Origin of the sequence: Lactococcus allomyrinae (genome assembly GCF_003627095.1) — a bacterium.
In the GTDB taxonomy this organism is placed as follows: Bacteria; Bacillota; Bacilli; order Lactobacillales; family Streptococcaceae; genus Lactococcus; species Lactococcus allomyrinae.
In genome coordinates, this window is sequence record NZ_CP032627.1 from 608,514 (window position 1) to 626,727 (window position 18,214).

14 protein-coding genes are annotated in these 18,214 nt (G+C 39.4%); 9 read left to right on the top strand and 5 right to left on the bottom strand.

Annotated features, from left to right (window positions below; genetic code table 11):
• Positions 1-76: 76 nt before the first annotated feature.
• From D7I46_RS03000 to D7I46_RS03020, 5 genes are all read left to right on the top strand, one after another.
• On the top strand, positions 77-1,756 hold the full coding sequence (locus tag D7I46_RS03000) for a glycoside hydrolase family 43 protein (RefSeq protein ID WP_120771527.1): 1,680 nt from the start codon (positions 77-79) through the stop codon (positions 1,754-1,756).
• Between the two features lie 60 nt (positions 1,757-1,816).
• Positions 1,817-2,665 (top strand): aldo/keto reductase, encoded by an 849-nt coding sequence (locus D7I46_RS03005; RefSeq protein ID WP_120771528.1) that lies wholly within the window; start codon positions 1,817-1,819, stop codon positions 2,663-2,665.
• Entirely contained in the window at positions 2,659-3,285 is a 627-nt protein-coding gene (locus tag D7I46_RS03010) for a sugar O-acetyltransferase (protein ID WP_120771529.1), read from the top strand. The genes D7I46_RS03005 and D7I46_RS03010 overlap by 7 nt, the downstream gene beginning before the upstream one ends.
• 178 nt (positions 3,286-3,463) lie before the next feature.
• Entirely contained in the window at positions 3,464-4,834 is a 1,371-nt protein-coding gene (locus tag D7I46_RS03015) for a sugar porter family MFS transporter (RefSeq protein WP_120771530.1), read from the top strand.
• A gap of 63 nt (positions 4,835-4,897) precedes the next feature.
• The gene (locus D7I46_RS03020) at positions 4,898-7,372 is read left to right on the top strand and encodes a phosphoketolase family protein (RefSeq protein WP_120771531.1); all 2,475 of its coding nucleotides are present in this window, start codon (positions 4,898-4,900) and stop codon (positions 7,370-7,372) included.
• 51 nt (positions 7,373-7,423) lie between these two features.
• On the opposite strand, the gene D7I46_RS03025 is transcribed toward D7I46_RS03020, so the two are convergent.
• The 3 genes from D7I46_RS03025 to glpK form a co-directional block, all read right to left on the bottom strand.
• The gene (locus D7I46_RS03025) at positions 7,424-8,155 is read right to left on the bottom strand and encodes an MIP/aquaporin family protein (protein ID WP_120771532.1); all 732 of its coding nucleotides are present in this window, start codon (positions 8,153-8,155) and stop codon (positions 7,424-7,426) included.
• Positions 8,156-8,451: 296 nt separating this feature from the next.
• Entirely contained in the window at positions 8,452-10,029 is a 1,578-nt protein-coding gene (locus D7I46_RS03030) for a glycerol-3-phosphate dehydrogenase/oxidase (RefSeq protein WP_120771533.1), read from the bottom strand.
• Positions 10,030-10,065: 36 nt separating this feature from the next.
• Positions 10,066-11,589, bottom strand: coding sequence for a glycerol kinase GlpK (gene glpK, locus D7I46_RS03035; protein WP_120771534.1), 1,524 nt, complete (start codon positions 11,587-11,589; stop codon positions 10,066-10,068).
• Positions 11,590-12,056: 467 nt separating this feature from the next.
• On the opposite strand from glpK, the gene hemL reads away from it, so the two are divergent.
• From hemL to D7I46_RS03055, 4 genes are all read left to right on the top strand, one after another.
• The gene (gene hemL / locus D7I46_RS03040; protein ID WP_120771535.1) at positions 12,057-13,346 is read left to right on the top strand and encodes a glutamate-1-semialdehyde 2,1-aminomutase; all 1,290 of its coding nucleotides are present in this window, start codon (positions 12,057-12,059) and stop codon (positions 13,344-13,346) included.
• 785 nt (positions 13,347-14,131) lie between these two features.
• Positions 14,132-15,013, top strand: coding sequence for a hydroxymethylbilane synthase (hemC, locus tag D7I46_RS03045; protein WP_120771536.1), 882 nt, complete (start codon positions 14,132-14,134; stop codon positions 15,011-15,013).
• On the top strand, positions 15,010-15,690 hold the full coding sequence (locus D7I46_RS03050; RefSeq protein ID WP_120771537.1) for a uroporphyrinogen-III synthase: 681 nt from the start codon (positions 15,010-15,012) through the stop codon (positions 15,688-15,690). Before hemC ends, D7I46_RS03050 begins: the two co-directional genes overlap by 4 nt.
• Entirely contained in the window at positions 15,687-16,220 is a 534-nt protein-coding gene (locus tag D7I46_RS03055) for a pseudouridine synthase (RefSeq protein ID WP_120771538.1), read from the top strand. The genes D7I46_RS03050 and D7I46_RS03055 overlap by 4 nt, the downstream gene beginning before the upstream one ends.
• A gap of 97 nt (positions 16,221-16,317) precedes the next feature.
• Here the strand turns inward: D7I46_RS03055 and D7I46_RS03060 are convergent, their stop codons facing one another.
• Positions 16,318-17,106 carry a TPM domain-containing protein gene (locus D7I46_RS03060; protein ID WP_120771539.1) on the bottom strand — a complete coding sequence of 263 codons (789 nt, stop codon included), beginning with the start codon at positions 17,104-17,106 and terminating at the stop codon, positions 16,318-16,320.
• Positions 17,103-18,203 (bottom strand): TFIIB-type zinc ribbon-containing protein, encoded by a 1,101-nt coding sequence (locus D7I46_RS03065; RefSeq protein ID WP_120771540.1) that lies wholly within the window; start codon positions 18,201-18,203, stop codon positions 17,103-17,105. Before D7I46_RS03065 ends, D7I46_RS03060 begins: the two co-directional genes overlap by 4 nt.
• Positions 18,204-18,214 lie beyond the last annotated feature (11 nt).

Below are 18,214 nucleotides of genomic sequence, written 5' to 3' on the forward strand. Positions count from 1 at the left end.
TATTAGAAGTGTAAAAGAAATAATATAAAGATGTGATTATCATTGTTTTTTATGTTTATTAAGGAGAATTTTTAGAATGGCACAAATTCAAAATCCGGTTTTACCAGGGTTCAATGCGGATCCTTCAATCATTCGTGTAGATGATACGTACTACATCGCAAATTCAACTTTTGAGTGGTTTCCAGGCGTGCGTTTACACGAATCAAAAGATTTAGCACATTGGAACTTGCTTCCATCACCTCTATCGACCACAAACTTACTGGATATGAAAGGAAATCCATCATCAGGAGGAATCTGGGCACCAGATTTATCTTACTCTGATGGAAAATTTTGGTTGGTTTATACTGATGTAAAAATTACCGAGGGGGCTTTTAAGGATATGACAAATTATCTGACAACAGCAGTAGATATCCATGGTCCTTGGTCTGAACCAATTAAGCTTAATGGTGTAGGTTTTGATGCTTCACTTTTTCATGATGAAGATGGCAGAAAATATCTTGTCCAACAAACTTGGGATCACCGTGAATATCATCATCCCTTTGATGGAATTACATTGACAGAATTTGATGTATCAACGATGAAACTTCGTCCAGAAACAGCAAGAACAATCTATAAAGGAACTCACGTTAAGCTAGTTGAAGGTCCACACCTTTATAGAGTAAATGGTTATTATTTTCTTTTTGTTGCTCAAGGCGGGACAATATTTACTCACCAAGAAGTCGTTGCCAGATCTAAGACCTTAGAAGCAAACTCGTTTGAAACAGAGCCTGGAGATCCTTTTATTACCAATTTTGATACACCTGATTCATATATTCAAAAACAAGGACATGGTGGCTTAGTTTCAACACCTGAGGGAGAATGGTATTATGCTTCCCTTTGCGCTCGACCTTGGAATAGAGAAAATGAATCCAGCACGGATCCACGTGGCTGGTCAACATTAGGACGTGAAACTTCTATTCAAAAGGTTGAATGGGACAAAGAAGGTTGGCCTCGTATTGTCGGTGGACATGGCGGTACTACTTTTGTTGAAGGACCCAAAGATGCGATTGAGACAAAGGCTCCTCTTCATCACTCGCAACACGATGATTTTGAAAATGACACACTAGATATAAATTGGAATACTCTTCGTGTACCGTTTAGTAAAAAAATGGGTCAAGTGGGAAATGGTAAATTAACTCTAGTGGGTCAAGGATCACTTGCTAATGTTCATGACTTATCTTTAATTGCTCGTAGATGGCAAACTTTTTACTTTGATGCTGAAACCAAAATTAAATTTAACCCTTTCAGTTATCAACAAATGGCTGGTTTAACCAACTATTATAACGACCGTCATTGGAGTTTTGCTTTTGTGACATGGAATGAAATCAAAGGTCATGTCATCGAAGTTGGAGAAAATAATCGTGGCAATTATACATCGTATTTGAAAGATAATGCAATAAAAATTCCTGAAGGAACAGAGTATGTTTGGTTGCGAACAAAAGTTCGTAAAGAAACATATAGCTATGAATATTCGTTTGATGGCAAAGAATTTATAGAAATTCCAGTTTATTTGGACGCAGCCGTGTTGTCAGATGATTATGTGGTGCAGTCTTATGGTGGATTCTTCACGGGTGCTTTTGTAGGACTTGCTGTTGTTGATTATTCTGGATATGATGTTCAAGCTGAGTTTGATTATTTTGATTATCAAGAACTAGGCGACAAACTTCTTAAGGATGGTTCGTACAGCTGGGAAGCTAGTGAATCTCGTTTTGATTAATAAGAAAATAGCTCACTTCATCTTTAAAGGCGAAGTGAGTTTTCTAAAGGTAAGGTAAAAATGAACAAAAATTATGGAAAAAAGTTTGTAACATTGAACAATGGAATAAAGATGCCAATCCTTGGGTTTGGTTCTGTTCTTGAAACAGATGTTTCTGATTTTGATGCTGTTTATAATAGCGCTTGGAATAAGGGGTATCGCCTTTTTGACACAGCATCAAACTATGGCAATCAGATTGCGCTTGGAAATTGGCTACAAACTTTAGAATGTAATCGTGAGGAATATTGGTTGACGAGTAAAGTCGCCCAAGATGAGCAAGGTTATGAACAAACATTGGCTGCATTTCAGAAAACACTCAAGGAATTACAGACGGATTATTTGGATTTATATTTGATTCATTGGCCAAAAGAAAAAACTTTTTTTGAAACATGGAAGGCAATGGAAGAACTCTATGATGAGGGGCTTGTAAGAGCGATAGGAGTGTCAAATTTTGAACCCAATCATATTGATCGTCTTTTAACACGAGCAAGAATTATGCCTGCAGTTGACCAAGTCGAAACGCATCCTTATTTTTCTAACCATGTTACTCATGATTATTTAAAAAAGTTAGAAATTCAACCTCAGGCATGGAGTCCTTTGGGTCATGGTGGTCAAGAACTAAATGATAATAAAATAATAGAATTAGCCCAAAAGTATCATAAGTCAGTTGGGCAGATTATTTTACGTTGGCTTGTTCAAAAAGGGGTTACTGCCATTCCAAAATCAACGAATTTTGTAAGGCAAGAACAAAATATTAGTATTTTTGATTGGTCATTGACACCAATAGATGAACAAGCCATTGACGAACTGCAAAAAGGAGAGCGAGTAATGGGTGCGCCAGATGAAAATTATACAGAAGATAAATGGTAAGAAAGGGGAATAAAGTGCAAAGAACACTTACTGATGAAGAAATTGAGCGATTGAGCAAGATATCCCTATTTGAAAAAATAGAAAATGGAGATTGGTATCAGTTTGGCAAAGCACCAGAATTGCAAGAAATTGTCAAAAAGAGCAGCCAAAGCATACAAAAAATAAATGATAAATCAAAAGAAAGTTTTGAAGAAGCAAGAGAGCTTCTCGAAGACTTTTTGCCTCATCTTTCTAAGACAGCCGAAATCTATTTTCCGTTGACGAGTGTAGAATATCCTGAGCGTTTTTATGTTGGAGAAGAAAGTTTTATTAACTCTGGAATACAAGTGATTAGTGCTGGAAAAGTGACGATAGGAAATCACTGTTTTATTGGTCCAAATTGTCAATTATTTACTCCTAATCATCATGCTAGTAATCCCAAATTAAGAAGACAAGGTTGGCAATATGATGCACCGATTACGATTGGGAATGATTGTTGGCTTGGAGGAACTGTGATTATCTTACCAGGGGTGTCAATTGGAGATGATGTTGTGATTGGTGCAGGAAGTGTAGTCACTAAAGATGTTCCCAGTCATTGCATGGTTGCTGGAAATCCAGCACGTATATTAAAAAGATACTGATGATAGGTTACAGCCGTCTGATGAAAAAAGACGGTTTTTTTTATATGAAATAAACGCAACCTTTCCGTTTTAAAATATCAAAGTTCTCCAAGAAAATATAATTAGAAAGCGGTATCATTTAAGTGCAATAATACAATGCAAGAGAAACTTGCGAAAATAAAATTAAGGAGTTATTGTTATGAGAAAACTTTCTCCCACTTTCATCTATTTTTTTGGAGCTTTAGGTGGGCTATTATTTGGATATGATACGGGTGTTATATCTGGTGCATTACTTTTCATTGAAAAAGAGAGTTGGCATGTTAGTAGTTGGGCTTGGATGGAAGGATGGATTACTGCAGCAGTTTTGATGGGGGCGGTAATTGGTGCTATTGTTATTGGACCAATGAGTGATAGGTTTGGACGTAAACGACTTTTGTTACTATCAGCAATCATATTTTTTATTGGAGCTTTAGGTTCTGGACTTTCTAATAGTGCAGAGCTACTCATCATTTCACGTGTTATTTTAGGTATGGCTGTTGGTTCAGCATCTGCATTAGTTCCCACTTATCTATCAGAACTTTCACCTGCAGAAATTCGTGGTGGAGTATCTACGATGTTCCAATTGATGATTATGACTGGAATTTTACTTGCTTACATTTCAAATTATGCTTTACAAGGAGTGGCAGGAAACTGGCATTGGATGCTTGGGCTTGCGACAATTCCTGCTGCCTTACTCTTTATTGGTGGGTTATTTTTACCTGAATCTCCACGATTTCTTGTACGTCATGATGATGAAAAGGGAGCGCGTGATATTTTAAAGATGATTAATGACAATCCTGATTCTATTGATGCCGAAATTTCTGATATACAGCTTATGGCTAGTGAAGAAAAACAAGGTGGGTTGCAAGAATTATTTGGGAAAATGTCACGTCCAGTGTTAATTATGGCGATTGGACTCGCTGTTTTCCAACAAGTGATGGGCTGTAATACTGTTTTATACTTCGCTCCATCAATCTTTGTTTCTGTTGGTTTTGGAGCAAGTGCAGCATTGCTTGCTCACATTGGTATTGGCATTTTTAACGTGATTGTCACCTATATTGCAATGAAAGTAATGGATAAAGTTAATCGTCGATGGATGTTGAATTTTGGGGCTTGGGGAATGGGAATTTCTCTTGTGCTGATGTCTGTTGGAATGATTTTGGCTGAAAATGCACATATTGGTTTTGGGAAATATTTGGCGGTTATTGCATTAACGGTTTATATTGCTTTCTTCTCGGCAACATGGGGCCCTGTAATGTGGGTGATGATTGGTGAAAGTTTCCCCCTAAAAATTCGTGGACTTGGAAACTCCTTTGGAGCTGCAGTTAACTGGGCTGCAAATTGGGTGGTTTCATTAACTTTTTTGCCTTTGCTTTCATTTTTTGGTACGGGTAAAATCTTCTTGCTTTATGCAGCTTGTTGTTTTCTATCAATCTGGTTTACGAGTAAGAAAGTTATCGAAACTCGCGGTAAGACATTGGAACAAATTGAAGCAGAACTACTTCATCGTGTCCATCATCTTAACGGATAAATATAATAAAATCAAGCTTGTTTGTAAATTTTAAATGGAGATAGAAATTAAAAGGAGAATATAGTGGCAAATTATAATTCAGATGAGTATCTTAAAAATCTTGATAAATGGTGGAGAGCAGCAACCTATCTTGGTGCAGGAATGATTTTTTTGAAATCTAATCCACTTTTTTCAGTAACTAAAACACCGATTCAAGCAGAAGACTTGAAGGCCAATCCAATTGGTCACTGGGGAACTGTTTCAGGACAAACTTTCCTCTATGCCCATGCCAATCGTTTGATTAATAAATATCAACAGAAGATGTTTTATCTTGGAGGTCCTGGACATGGCGGGCAGGCGATGGTTGTTCCTTCATATCTTGATGGAAGTTATACAGAAGCTTATCCTGAAATCACACAAGATCTTGAAGGCATGACACGTTTGTACAAACGATTCTCATTTCCAGGTGGTATTGGCTCACATATGACGGCACAAACGCCAGGTTCATTACATGAAGGGGGAGAATTGGGATATACGCTTTCTCATGCGACGGGAGCAATCCTTGACCAACCTGACCAAATTGCTTTTGCTGTGGTTGGGGATGGGGAAGCAGAAACAGGTCCTCTGATGGCAGGTTGGCATTCTATCAAATTTATTAATCCTAAAAATGATGGCGCGCTTTTACCAATTTTGGACTTGAATGGTTTTAAAATTTCTAATCCAACGCTATTTGCTCGAACTTCTGATGTGGATATTCGTAAATTTTTTGAAGGACTAGGATATAGTCCGCGATATATCGAAAACGATGATATCCATGATTACATGACTTATCATAAAATTGCAGCGGAAGTATTTGATAAAGCGATAGAAGATATTCATCAGATCTGGTCAGATGCGCGTGAACATGGTCGCTATCAAAACGGAGAAATTCCAGCTTGGCCCGTTATTATTGCACGACTCCCGAAAGGTTGGGGCGGACCTCGTTTTAATGATTGGTCAGGTCCAAAATTCCACGGGAACGGTATGCCGATTGAACATAGTTTCCGTGCTCATCAAGTTCCATTGCCATTATCGAGTCGAAATATGCAGACTCTGCCAGAGTTTGAAGAGTGGATGACGTCTTATAAACCTGAAGAATTATTTAATACTGATGGAACCCTCAAAGAAGAATTACGTGAGTTTTCTCCGAAAGGGAATATGCGCATGGCAGCCAATCCTGTAACGAATGGTGGAATTGATGGTTCAAACTTGACGTTACCAGATTGGAAAAAGTTTGCAAATGATATTACAGCGGAAAATCGCGGTAAATTATTGCCAGTAGTCAATGACAATATGGATATGAATGTGCTGTCTAAGTATTTTGCCGAGATTGTGAAGCTCAATCCAACAAGATTCCGCCTGTTTGGCCCTGATGAAACGATGTCTAATCGTTTTTGGGAAATGTTTAAGGTGACCAATCGTCAATGGATGCAAGTCATCAAAAATCCTAATGATGAGTCCATTGCACCAGAGGGAAGGATTATTGATTCCCAATTATCAGAACACCAAGCAGAAGGATTTTTGGAAGCATATACTTTGACTGGTCGTACAGGAGTTTTTGCTTCGTATGAAAGTTTTCTGCGTGTAGTTGATTCTATGTTGACGCAGTACTTTAAATGGATTCGTCAGGCTTCTGATCAAAAATGGCGGCATGATTATCCAGCTTTAAATGTGATTTCAACTTCAACAGTTTTCCAACAAGACCATAATGGTTATACTCACCAAGATCCTGGTATGTTGACACATTTGGCGGAAAAGAAGTCTGATTTTATTCGTCAGTATTTACCAGCTGATGGAAATACTTTGCTGGCTGTGTTTAATCGTGCTTTTCAAGATAGGAGCAAAATCAATCATGTTGTTGCCTCAAAACAACCTCGCCAACAATGGTTCACAGTTGAAGAAGCGGAAAAATTAGCAACGGATGGTCTTGCCGTTATTGATTGGGCTTCGACGGCTAAAGAAGGGGAAAGGGTTGATTTGGTTTTTGCTTCTGCGGGTGCGGAGCCTACGATTGAAACCTTGGCAGCTTTGAAGCTGGTAAATGAAATTTTCCCAGAAGTGAAGTTCCGTTATGTCAATGTTGTTGAACTCGGGCGCTTACAGAAAAAGAATGGTTTACTTAATCAGGAGCGTGAACTTTCGGATGAAGAATTTGAAAAATACTTTGGTCCGTCAGGAACACCAGTTATTTTTGGATTTCATGGCTATGAAGATTTGATCGAATCAATTTTTTATCAAAGAGGGCATCTGGGATTGAAAGCGCATGGTTACCGCGAAGATGGTGATATCACTACGACGTATGATATGCGGGTTTATTCAGAACTGGATCGTTTTCATCAAGCGATTGATGCTGTCCAAATTCTGTATGTCGAACGCAAAGTCAATCAAGCATTGGCAAAGGCATTTATTGACCGAATGAAGCGAACAATTGCGCATCATTTCGAGGTAACGCGTAACGAAGGAATAGATATTCCAGAATTTACAGATTGGGTTTGGAAAGACTTGAATTGTAAAGAATAAATGATGAATAAAAAGACCCTCGTGAATTGAGGGCTTTTTTGATTAATATTATCAATGGAGTAATCCTAATAAACCTTGGTAGAGTAGTGCTCCAAGAGCACCTCCGAGAATTGGACCAACTAGAGGAACTAAAGCGTAGTTCCAACCTGATTTTCCTTTGTTTGCAATAGGGAGTATGCTGTGCATAATACGAGGTCCCCAATCACGTGCGGGATTGATGGCATATCCAGTAGTAGCCCCCAATGAAAGACCGATTGCCATGATAAGCCATCCTACCATCATTGGTGAAACACCTGCCACAAGTTTATTTTGACCAAAAGCAAGAACTCCAATTAGGAGAATGGCTGTTCCGACTGCTTCTCCAAAGATGTTAGATGGAGTATGTTTGATTGCAGGACCAGTAGAGAAACAGCCAAGGATTGTAGCTGAGTCTTTAGTTTCTGCCCAATGGGGATAGAAGAAAAGCCAGACAAAAAGTTGCCCTACCATTGCTCCAAGAAACTGAGCAAGGATGAATGGAAGAACAAGATTCCAACTGAATTTTCCAATTATCGCCATAGCAAGAGTTAAAGCAGGGTTAAATGATGCTGCAGGCGAGAAGACACCACCAATCATTACCGCAAATAGAACTGCAAAGCCCCAACCTAGAGCGATTGCAAGCCAACCAGTTCCCTGAGCCTTTGTTTTGTTTAAAGAAACACTAGCAACTACACCATTGCCAAATAAGATAATGATAAAATCTCCAAGAAATTCACCAAGACATTGAATCAAAACGGAATGCATAACGCACCTATATAAAAGGTTTATTAAATAGCGATATTTTTTCATCAGGGCGCACAAAATACTAACACTTTTTAAAAAAGGTGTTTTTTTACGGCATGTTGGGAAAAGAATATCGTTATTTTTAATAAGCCTACCTTTCATTATTTTTTAATTTAACTAGTATATACTATCTCTAGATGGTATATACATTATAATAAGACGGAATAGACAACTCAGGCGCTTTTTTTGCGCCATGAAGTTGTGTAATAATGTTAATTCATTATTTTTATACTCGCTCATCATCAGTAAGAAGTGGCTTATAAAATATATCCATCAGCTAATTTATTATAATCTTTGACTTGTTCAAGTTCCCAATCTTTGTTGTATCCTAACTCTGTTGCCATAATATGAGCGACCTTTGGAGCAATTACTTTAGATTCGCGTGCATCAAGGAATAAAACACGAACACGTCTAGCGAGGACATCTTCAAGTTTTTGTGCCATTTCTTCGCGAACTGCCCAGACGACCTCACCTCCAGTGAACTCATATTTATCAGAGAGTGGCTGAGCAAGGTCTGGATTCTCTTTTTCAAGTTGACGAATCTTTTCACCGTCGGTTCCATAGACGTAAATCCAGTCTTCACGGTCTTGCGTTGTTGTTGTCTTTGAACCATGAATAGTGAGTGTTTTTGTGATACAGTCATGAACAGGCAGATTTCCAATTTTTATCCCTAGATCAACAGTTTCTTCTGCCATTTGACGATAGGTTGTCCATTTGCCACCAGTGATAGTGACGAGACCAGAATCATTACTGAATAGTTTATGGCTTCGTGAGATTTCTTTTGTTTTGGAAGGATCAGCACCTTCTTTTGGGGCAGCGAGTGGACGAAGTCCTGCATAGGCACAGAGTACATCATCACGGGTTGGTGCTTGTTCAAGATATTCACCTGCTGTTTGAAGAATAAAGTCAATTTCCTCTTCAAGTGGACGAGGCTCTAGAGTAAACTCTGTTAAAGGCGTGTCTGTTGTTCCTAAGATAACCTTATTGTGCCAAGGAACACAGAAAAGAACGCGGCCATCTGAAGTTTTAGGAACCATAATCGCATCATCGCCTCCCAAAAATTTTCCATCGACAATCAAATGGACTCCTTGGGATGGACGAACCGAGGGTTTGTGATTTTTGATGTCCATAGACATAATTTGGTCAACGAAGATGCCTGAAGCGTTGATGACAACTTTTCCATTTAGCTCAAAAGATTCACCTGTAAAATTATCTTTGACGGACACTCCTGAAAGTTTTCCGTTTGATTTTTTTAATCCTGTAACACCAGCATAGTTGACTAGAACAGCACCATGTTCTGTCGCGGTTTGGACGAGATTTATTGCCATTCTGGCATCATCAAATTGTCCATCATAGTACATGACACCGCCAACTAAGCCATCAAACTTGATTTTAGGAATCCCTTCTTTAACTTTTTTCTTGGAATAAATTTTTGATTTTCCAATATTGAGTTTTCCAGCTAAGGCGTCATAGAACTTCATACCAACGGAGTAAAAAGGTTGTTCCCAAGTTTTTCGGTTGGCGATAATGAATTTTTGACTTTTAACAAGATGCTGAGCATTACGTGCTAGGCGGCCGCGTTCATGAAGGGCTTCTCGAACAAGAGCAATATCGCCTTGTGCAAGGTAGCGAACGCCTCCGTGGACGAGTTTTGTTGACCGACTTGAAGTTGATTTTGCAAAGTCATTTTGTTCAAGTAGAACAGTTTTATATCCACGAGAAGCAGCATCAACGGCAACTCCCAGTCCTGTTGCTCCTCCACCTATGATAATAAAATCCCATCCTTCAGGATGATTTTTGAGAGTTTCTATATTTTTTTCACGAGAAATCGGCATTTTCTCACTCCTAACTAAGATATGATGAACGGATTGTTATTTGAAAGTACGTGTTGCTTCAACTGCTTTTTTCCATCCTGAATAAAGCTTTTCACGGCGTTTATCATTCATTTGGACATCAAAACGTTTACCTTCTTTTGCAGAGGATTTAAGCTCATCAAGGTCTTTCCAATAGCCAACAGCAAGTCCTGCAAGGAAGGCTGCACCAAGTGCTGTTGTTTCTAAATCGCCCGCACGCTGAACAGAGGTATTTAAGATGTCGGCTTGGAATTGCATAAGATAGTCATTGTTAGTAGCACCACCATCAACTTTTAGTACAGGGATATCTATCCCTGTATCTTCTGCCATTGCACCCAGAATATCTCGAACTTGATAGGCAATGCCTTGCAAAGTTGCTTTAATCAGGTCTTTATCCGTTGTGCCACGTGTTAATCCGAAGATAGCGCCACGTGCGTCTTGGTCCCAATAAGGCGCTCCAAGTCCGACAAAGGCAGGAACCATATAAACTTCATCTTCGCTTTTTGACTCGAGTGCTGCAGCTTCGGATTCACTGGCTTTAGTGATAATTTTGAGACCATCACGTAGCCACTGTATAGAAGATCCGGCAACGAATACAGAGCCTTCAAGGGCATAGTTGATTTCACCATTAATGCCGTAGCCGATTGTAGTAAGTAGATTATTGTGAGAGAGTTGTGGCTTATCTCCGGTGTTCATCACGATGAACGAACCTGTTCCATAAGTATTTTTTACCATGCCAGGTTCGAAAGCCATTTGCCCAAAGAGTGCGGCTTGTTGGTCACCTGCCATTCCTGCAATAGGAACTTTAGAGCCAAAGAAGTGATAAGTTTTGGTGAGGCCATAAATTTCTGAATTGGATACAGCCTTAGGGAGCATAGCTGCTGGAATATTTAAAATATCAAGGATTTCTTGGTCCCACTCAAGTGTATTGATGTTGAAGAGCATGGTACGACTGGCGTTAGAATAGTCAGTGACGTGAACTTTGCCATCGGTGAGTTTGTAGACCAGCCAGCTGTCAATGGTACCGAAAAGAAGTTCACCTTTTTCTGCACGTTCTTGTGCACCTTCTACATGGTCCAAAATCCAACGAATCTTGGTTGCAGAGAAGTAGGAGTCAATAATAAGTCCTGTTTTTTTGTGGAAAAGTTCAGCATGACCAGCATCTTTAAGTTGGTCTGCAATACTTGCGGATTGGCGAGATTGCCAAACAATCGCATGATAAATAGGGAGTCCTGTTTTTTTATCCCAAACGACAGTCGTTTCACGTTGGTTGGTGATTCCTATTCCCGCGATTTGGTAGGGCTTTATTCCTGATTCAATGAAGGCTCCTGCAATGACGGATTGAACAGAATTCCAAATTTCATTGGCATCATGTTCGACCCAGCCTGCTTCAGGGAAGTATTGGGTAAATTCTTTTTGGCTAGTTCCTACGTGCTTGCCATCATGGTCAAAGATAATGGCGCGCGAGCTTGTTGTACCTTGGTCAATCGCCATGATATATTGTGGTTGTTCGGTGGATTGCAATGGTAATCCTTCAGACATAGATGTGTTCCTCCTTTAAGGTATGAGTCTACTTTAATTTTACTGAAATAAACTCTAACATTTGTAAACGTATTCTGAAAACGATTTCTATTTTACTACAAGAATAATACATTTTCAAGTTTGAAATTCACAAAGTGAACAAACTTTATAATTTGTCTAAAAATATAAATGCTTTATTTGCTTTGTTTATTGCTTGTTTTTGATGAAAATAGAAAAATTGGTTTGTTTTTAAGAATTATGAAATTTCACAAAGTGAAAAAGTCAGAAAATATCCTTAAAGAAGCTATTGCTTGTTTTTTTTGGTAAAATAGAAAGGTGAATTGAAACAAATTTCTGAGTATAAAAGAGTAACTTGGATGCTATAATCTGAGAAAAAGATAAATTTTTTCAAATATATGGTGTTCTGGATAGGGGTTAATTTCATATCCTTAAAACGAGTATTCTTTATATTTTTATGGGAGAAAATCATGTTTGAAAAATCAGTAAAAGCTTTTGATGAAGCTAAAAAAGTGCTACCTGGTGGGGTAAATAGTCCTGTACGGGCTTTTAAATCTGTTGATATGAACCCTGTATTTATTGACCATGGTGCTGGAAGCAGGCTTTACGATATTGATGGCAATGAATATATTGATTATGTATTGTCTTGGGGACCATTGGTTCTTGGACACGCAGAGCAGTCGGTTGTGAGTGCCTTAGAGGCTAGTGTGTCACGTGGGACGTCTTTTGGTGCACCAACAGAAATTGAAACTGATTTAGCTGAGCTTGTCATTCGTCGAGTGCCATCTGTTGAGATGGTTCGGATGGTGAATTCAGGAACGGAGGCGACAATGTCTGCTCTGCGTCTTGCACGTGGTGTGACTGGGCGCAATAAGATTGTGAAATTTGAGGGTTCGTATCATGGACACGCGGATTCGTTGTTAATTAAGGCGGGGTCTGGTGTGGCAACGCTTGGTTTACCTGACTCTCCTGGAGTGCCTGCTGGTATTGCGGAGAATACTTTGACGGTGCCTTACAATGATTTGGTAGCTTTGCGTGTTGCTTTTGAACATTTTGGTGCTGATATTGCAGCAGTCATTGTTGAACCAGTGGGAGGAAACATGGGTTGTGTTCCGCCTGTTGCAGGTTTTTTGGAAGGCTTACGTGAGATTACAGCAGAGTTTGGCGCGCTTTTGATTTTTGATGAGGTGATGACTGGCTTTCGTGTGGATTACAATTGTGCTCAAGGTAAATTTGGTATTGAACCTGACATTACGTGCTTTGGAAAAATTATCGGTGGTGGTTTGCCTGTTGGAGCTTATGGTGGACGTCGTGAAATAATGGAACAAATTGCACCTAGTGGACCGATTTATCAGGCTGGAACTTTATCTGGGAATCCTTTAGCGATGACAGCTGGTTTGGAAACTTTGAAACAGTTATCAGTTGATGATTACGTGGAGTTTGAGCGTAAAGCGGCTAGATTATTGTCAGGATTTGAGCTGGCGGCTAAGAAGTATGGAATTGCTCTATCTACAAGTCATGTGGGAGGAATGATGGGTGTGTTTTTCACTAATGAGACAGTTGTTAATTTTGAAACAGCAAAAACAGCTGATACTGTGATGTTTGCACGTTTTTTCAAAAAAATGCTTGAGCAAGGGATTTATTTACCTGCTTCACAATTTGAAACATGGTTCTTGTCAACAGCACATACTGATGCAGATATTGATGCAACAATAGCAGCTTGTGACCGTGCTTTTGCAGAATTGGTAAGAGAAAATTGAACTGACGGAGGGGTGACTTCTATACTAGACTAATTTTGAAGTGATTCCTTCATTGGTAGGGGATTCTTTCTTCCTCACCAATGTTAGCATCAAAGATATGAGTTCACACCTCCGCTTCGCTACGTTATCCATTCGCTCTATCTCCGCTTTGCTACGTTGTCGATTTCACTAACCGACTAAAGTCGGAAGTTCAAATCGCAATCGATTAAAAGTTGCAAGGCGAAATGGTCCTGTCCCTGAGGTCTATCTCGCTTTGCTATGCTGTCAATTTTACTATCTCCGTAACTTCGTTGCTACGCTGTCCATGCTTGCTATGGTGCTACGTGCTTAGCACGCCGTTCTACGAACGGTCTATGCAACTTCATTGCTAAGCAAACGGCAAAGTACCTAGTCGCAGTGGCAACCGACTAAAGTCAGAAGTTCAAATCGCAACCGCTAAAGTGCTAAGACCCTGGAACAGTAGAACGAAAGCAGCACTTGCTAAGTTAAAATGATAGATTTTATTGGTTAGTCTGCAAAAAAATGCTTTTGGGGTGGGTGGTTGCGTAGCAAGCACAAGAAGCGGTACGATTGGGGAAAATGCTGCTTTCCTTATCTGAAACCTTGACGCCGTGCCTCAAGCGTAATATATAAACTTTGGGATTCGACGAGGTAGCGAGAGAAGTTTTAGGCGTTTAGAGCGAATGGAGAACTGTGGTATGGACAGCAGAGTGAAGCAGAGATAGCTTTTAAATGACACATTTAAAGGTCAAACAGTATTAGTAGAGATGGAAATACAGAGAAACATGAGAAATTTAAAAGTTGGAACGCGTAAGAGTCCGCTTGCTATGAAACAAACGGAACTGGTCGTTGATATGCTTAAAGCCAAACATCCTGAACTTGGGATTGAAATTGTTGGAATTTCGACATTAGGAGATAGAGACCAAAAATCTAAGCTTTCCGAAATTGGTGGAAAGGGAATTTTTGCAAAAGAAGTAGAGCGAGAATTGATTGATTCGGAGATTGATTTTGCGGTACATTCTTTAAAAGATTTGCCGGCAATATTACCTGAGGGTCTAGTTTTGGCGGCACATCCAAAGCGTGCAAATCCTTTGGATTGTGTGGTTTATCCTGAATATTCTGAAAAAAGAATTTCGGATGGTGGTTTGCGATTGGGTACTGGTTCAAGCCGTCGGATTAAGCAGCTTGGGCTTCATTTTAGTGATGTTGAAACGGTTCCAATTCGTGGAAAAATCGAGACACGTTTAGAAAAAATGTTGGATGAACATTTGGATGGTGTTGTACTGGCTTGTGCTGGTCTTGAGCGCATGGGTTATTTAGATCATTTGTTGTATGAGCCACTTTGTCCAGACAATTTTGTTCCTGCAGTTGGGCAGGGAATTCTAGGTGTGGAATGTCGGATGGATGATGAGGAAGTCTTTCAACTGTTGAAAGAGATTTCTGACCCTGAAACAGAACAGATGGCAATTGCGGAACGTAAGTTCTTAGAATTAATGAATGGAAATTGTGATATTCCGCTTGGAGCTTTGGCACAGAGATTTGACGAGGAATGGGTGTTTAATGCTTTTCTTGCCAAAGATGATAATGATGCAGGACGTTCTGTTCGTTTTACAGGGGTAAATCCACTTTCGCTTGCTGTGCAAGCTTATGAGGAGCTGATGAAGTGAAAATCGTTTCACGCACACATCAACAAAATGAGCATACGAAGAGCGTTTTGCTGACGAGAAAAAATTCTGCTGCTGATGAAAAGTTTTTTGCTGACAGAAATTTCGTAAGTCAAATTTTGCCTCTGTCAGAGCTTGTTTTGAGGGCGTTAACAGCACGAGAGATACAGGATTTGAATCAGTCACATTGGGTTATTTTTACGAGTCAGACGCCAGTAAAAATGATTCTGTCGCTGCTTACAAAGCCAATAAAAATTGCTTGTATTGGCGAGCATACGGCAGGCCGAATTCGTCAGTGCGGTTATGAGCCTGATTTTGTTTCGTCAAAGGCAAATAAGGCAGATTTTATTGCTGAATGGAAAAATTTGTATTCTGAAGAGGTACAGATTTTTTATCCGATGTCAGACTTGGCAGAGCCGATATTGGCGACAAATGCAGTCATTAAAAATGTGATTTGTTATGAGAATCGGGCAAATCTGTCAGCTACTTCAGCACTTGAAAGGCTTCTGTCAGCAGGAAATTTAGATGCGGTTTATCTGACAAGTCCATCAGCGTGGGCAAGATTTTATAGTGTCTATAAAAATTTTGATTGCTCTTTGAAATTGATTGCAATTGGAAAAACAACACAAGCTGCAATTGCTGCAAACGGCTTTGTTTCTATATTGAAAGATGAATTATGATTGTACTTTTTAATAAACCTTATAATGTATTGACAAAATTTACAGATAATGATGGTCGAGCAACGCTTGCGGACTATATCAAAATTCCTAATGTTTATGCGGCTGGGCGATTGGATAAAGACAGTGAGGGCTTACTTTTACTGACAGATGATGGGCAGCTTAATCATCAGCTGACAGACCCAAAATTGAAGTCTTATAAGACTTATGTGGTGCAAGTTGAGGGAGATTTTTCAGATGAAGCAGCTCGGAAATTAGGTCTCGGGATTTTGCTCAAAGATGGGAAAACATTACCTGCAAAGGTTAAAAAGATTGCACCGCCTGATTGGATTTGGGCGCGAACACCTCCGATACGTGAGAGAAAAAATATTCCAACAAGTTGGATAGAGATTTCGATTAAGGAAGGGAAAAATCGTCAGGTGCGCCGAATGACAGCAGCCGTTGGTTTTCCAACTTTGCGGTTGATTCGTAGGTCTATTGGTCAGTATGATTTGGGAGATCTCAAATCTGGTGAGTATAAAATAATAAAATGAAGTTTGTCAGCATACTGACAGACTTCATTTTACTCAAATACTAGCGTAGATGTAGAGGTAAAATAAAAAATTCATCAGTGAGATGAATTTTTTATTTCTAGAAACTACGACCTCCGCCGGAACCTCCACCTGAACTACCTCCACTATTTGAAGAAGGGCGAGGAATTCGTCGTGTTGTGATGAAAGTATTAACGAGAACATCTTGTTGTTCATTGAGTTCAAGATTACCGTTTGTCCCGTAATCATAGCGCCAAATCGAATGGCTGCCCTTCATTTGATAACGTCGATAAATCGTCCAGACAAAACTGCCACCAACAATAAATGCAACAATGACTGCGATTAAAATATTGAGCGGTTGAAAACTTCGATGAAAGGTAATGACGCCGGTTTCAGGGTTAACTGTATACTTGCGAGAAGTAGGGATACCAGCTTGATAATAATGTTCAACTTTGTCAAAGAAGACACTCACTGCACCAATGTTATCGTTATCTGATAAAGCAGGTTGCACGACATCAAGCGTGGCATTAATCCGAGAACTTGGCAGATAATATTTCATATTTCCTGTTGCCCAGATATAAACTTTGCGCAAATTCATATTGATGACGAGGACAACGCCATTATTGCCACTACCCACCTTGTCTGCCAGATAAGTTCTTGCGTAATCGCCTGCTGATATATCATTTTCTGTCGTGACGACAAAGACGCCAGCTCTTGTTTTTTGCGCAACTTCTTGAGCTTTTTGGGACAATGTTGAAACACTATCTCCTAAAATCTGTGCACTATCTTCAATATTTGAAGGAAAAGTCTGTGCTGTAGCTTGCTGAGCAAAGAATATAAAAAATAAAGTCAAAAAAGAAAGGACAAAAAGTGTTGATTTTTTTCTCATGAAATGAAATACCCCACTAAAATTCCTAAAATTAAAATAAGCACGCATAGTCCTATTGCCCAGATCCAAAGCTTTGTTTTGTCAATGGGTAGGACACCAGCTACTTTACCTGTTTGTCCGTTCATTGCATAGTAAAAAAGTTTATCATTGCCTGCTTCACGATAAGTGACAAGCCAAATAGGAAGAAGTACATAATCTTCATCAAGTTTTTTGATTTGCTGCTGACTGCGGACATTACTGACAGAGCTGTAACCACTAATCGTATTTTCCATAAGTCTGTCAGCATACTGACGAAACTCTTGTTCAACATTTTCTTTCATGTCAGTGAACTCGATATCTCGTTTTTCTGTCAGAAAACCTGATAGGTACTGATTTTTGAATGGAATTGCTGCACCCATGTCAAAAGGTTGAACTGAACCAACCATCTTATCAGCCAGATTTTTTTGTAAAGCATTTTTGATTAAATCCTTGAAACTGCTATCTCCAGCACGCGCAATAGAATATTGTGAGTGCTCGGTGTATTCTATGTCCCCAGCAATCCAAACGCGTAAATTAGTTGCATCGGCAGACATTTCGCCAGACAAATCTGCATCAACAGCCCAGTATGGAAAATAGACACCAGAAAGATTTTGAATTTGTTTTTTATTAAAAAATTCTTTAGGGACGAACAATTTTTTACCGACCCAATCTAAAAATTTTGCTTCAGCATCATCTCGTTCAATCTGGAAAGGTAAAATTTTCTCTGGCAAAAATTGACCAGAAAGTCTAGAAGTAAGCACAACGGGATTATGGCAGTAATAACACCAAGTTGATGCTGTTGTTGCATCTGTCACGATTTCAGCACCGCAGGAAGGACACAGAAAAATGCCGACTTCTTTGGTTTTAGCGTCAATTTCATTGCTGTCAGTGCTGATAGAAGTTGTTGATAAGTTGTCAGTAATGGCTGCATCAGCCTGCTTAGCTTCAAACTCTGTCACTTCCTGTTCAGTGAAAGTAGAACCACAATATTCACAATGGAATTTTTGATTTTTAGGTTCAAATAAGAGCGGTCCACCGCAATTGGGACATTTGTGCGTAAGCACAGTACTGTCGCTCATAAGGTCTCCTT